This window comes from Colwellia sp. 6M3, assembly GCF_014077595.1.
Taxonomy (GTDB): domain Bacteria; phylum Pseudomonadota; class Gammaproteobacteria; order Enterobacterales; family Alteromonadaceae; genus Cognaticolwellia.
Genome location: NZ_JACGWF010000170.1, coordinates 1 through 2600, shown reverse-complemented (window position 1 = coordinate 2600; position 2600 = coordinate 1). Strand labels below are relative to the sequence as shown.

Sequence of the window (2600 nt, the reverse complement as noted above, 5' to 3'; positions counted from 1 at the left end):
GAAAAGCAAATAAAATGCGGTAACAAAAACTAACAAGGGTTTTCAAGTCGGACAAATTACAGTTGGCTTTTTGTTCGTCCCTCACTTATTTTAGCCAACTGCAATTTGCCGCTTAAAACGGCGTTATATCTCTAAGGTGTATATTTTGAGCATTGTAGAAACTGAAAGGTTACATATTTGTGAAATTACTGACAAAGACTCTGTAGCTTTACGCCTAGTTTTATCAGATCCAGAGATAATGAAATACTCCATTGTTGGAGTGCATAATGATGAAGATATAACAAAATATATAGCTAATTGTAAACAACAATACGAAACTAAAGGCTATGGTCAATGGGCTCTATTTTCAAAGGTAGACAATTCATTTGTTGGTATATGTGGATTAAACTCTCACTCAGTAGAAGGTGAAGAGTTATTACATGTAAGCTATCGATTATCTATATCAGAACAAGGAAAAGGGTTTGCATCCGAAGCTACTTCAGGTGTGGTAGCGTTTTGTAAACAAAAATTAAAACGAAAAAATATCTCAGCTTTAATAGACCCTAATAACTTACCCTCAATTAAAGTTGCAAGTAGATCTGGTTTTTCATTTTTTAAATCATCAAACATTCAAGGCTTTGATGTTGATATTTATCAGATTAATTTTTCTAACGAGATATAACAAGAACTTCAAACGGAAAATGATCTTCCCCCGATAAAACGGACACCAAAATCTAACTAAAGATGAGGTGTTTTATGCCCAAGTACAACAATCCAAGACGCACTTGGAAGTATTCAAACGACTTTAAAGTCAACGCTGTTCAACTGAGTTTTGTTGTCGGTATCACCATAAAATCAGTCGCCGAAAAATTCGACATACACCCGTTCATGCTGTCACGATGGCGAAAAGAATATCGTGAAGGGATCATTGTGGCTGATAAACGCAAAAAAGTGGCTGGCCAATCAAAAACCAAGAAAGTACTGACCAAAGAGCAACAACTAGAACGTGAAAATAAACAGCTCAAGGAGGAGCTGTATATCCTAAAAAAGTGGCAACGGTTTCTTGCGGAGGAACATCAGGACGATATCGATTCATCGAAAAGCTCAGAGCCGACATAAAGGTGGTGAAGTTGCTGAAATATTTCGATGTCTCTAAAAGTGGCTATTACGATTGGCGTGAACGTCAACCAAGTGCCCGGACGATAGAAGATGCAGAGCTTAAACAGAAAATTCAGCAAATATTCACTGAGCATAAAGGACGCTATGGTAGTCCTCGCATATTTAAGGCCTTACAAAAGCAAGGATACAATATCGGTAAAAAGCGTGTTGAACGCTTGTATCGAGCACTAGGACTGGTTGCGAGAGTGATGCGTGTGACTACTCGCTCTGCATTTTATAAACGCTTTCTTACGACAGGTACCAACTTACGGCCTAATAGTGAAGTGCCATTGGCTAAAGATAAAGTCTGGGTAGCAGATGTTACGTATTTGAAGGTGAAAGGGGTATGGCGTTATTTATCGGTAATAATGGATTTATATTCACGGCGTATTATTAGCTGGAGTTTAGACAGAAATAGGACAGCAGAGGTAACGAAACGAACATTAAAAAATGCGATTAAAAAGAGAAGACCGCAAAGTGATTTAATGCTTCATACCGATCGAGGTGTAGAATATCGAGGACAAGTTTATCAAAAAGTATTGAAACTGCATGGGATAGTTCATAGCTTGAGCCGAGCGGGAAAATGTACTGATAATGCGCATATGGAGTCATTCTTCCATTCAATGAAGACCGAAGTTATTCGTGGTAATGTATTTAAATGTGATAAAGAACTGCGCGGAACGCTTGGCAGTTACATTAACAAATACTACAATGTTTCGAGGATGCATTCAGGGATAAGTTATTGTTCGCCAATAGAATATGAAGCCCTGGCAGCATGAATAAAAATGTGTCCGTTTTATCGGGGGAAGATCAAAAAATACAGTTGGCTGTTTCACTCCGTTCACATTATAGCCAACTATATTTTTCCGCTTAAGTAGGCGTTATGTGTTTAGAGAGGTTTGGAGTATGAAAAAAATTAAGGAAGCATTTCCATACTTAGCAACTCTAGTAGCTTTAGAAATGGTTATATTTTTCTTAGTATATTTCTTTCATAGTCTTATTTTTAAAGACTTTCCTATTACGGAGTCTCTGGCTAAAGGAGTATATGCGATCTTTTGGCGCGTCATTTCATTACAAATATTTATTCAAATAATCCTAATGTTTTCACTGGCATTATTTAAAAGATATAAAGCGCTATTATTTTTATTAATTGCCGTCACAGGGAGTTTGATTATCTCAATATCAATAGTCTATTCACCAACCCTCATACCAAAACTCTTATCGCTTCCTAATAAACAAGAAATTGGAGAGGGGGCTGCATTAATTCTCAGCATCATAATAGCGTGGCTTTTTATAACGCACTTTAAGTTGTTTAATAATAGCTATGGTGCTAAAAACACATAACACATATGAGCCTTATTCCCGTCAATAGGCAATAGGGTTTTATTTAGCTGCCGTTAGGCAGCTAATTGTTCATTCAATTCACAAGTTCATCTACTTCGCTATGTCAATTAGCCATTAAA

3 protein-coding genes are annotated in these 2600 nt (G+C 36.9%); all 3 read left to right on the top strand.

The genetic code is table 11. The features are described from left to right. Positions 1–145 precede the first annotated feature (145 nt). The 3 genes from H4J50_RS18740 (at position 146) to H4J50_RS18730 (ending at position 2481) form a co-directional block, all read left to right on the top strand. Positions 146–661 carry a GNAT family N-acetyltransferase gene (locus H4J50_RS18740; RefSeq protein ID WP_182257673.1) on the top strand — a complete coding sequence of 172 codons (516 nt, stop codon included), beginning with the start codon at positions 146–148 and terminating at the stop codon, positions 659–661. 74 nt (positions 662–735) lie between these two features. Beyond that, positions 736–1916 (top strand): IS3 family transposase gene (locus H4J50_RS18735; RefSeq protein WP_182257672.1). Its coding sequence is split into 2 segments (ribosomal slippage): positions 736–1021 and positions 1021–1916, totalling 1182 coding nucleotides; the frame shifts between segments, so codons are not numbered across the junction. A gap of 127 nt (positions 1917–2043) precedes the next feature. Beyond that, a complete protein-coding gene (locus H4J50_RS18730) occupies positions 2044–2481 on the top strand; it encodes a hypothetical protein (protein ID WP_182257671.1) in 438 nt (145 codons plus the stop codon). Positions 2482–2600 lie beyond the last annotated feature (119 nt).

What these genes read in the sequence shown, in the direction of transcription:
- H4J50_RS18730 (WP_182257671.1), top strand. Translation starts at nt 2,044, where the DNA reads ATGAAAAAAATTAAGGAAGCATTTCCATACTTAGCAACTCTAGTAGCT.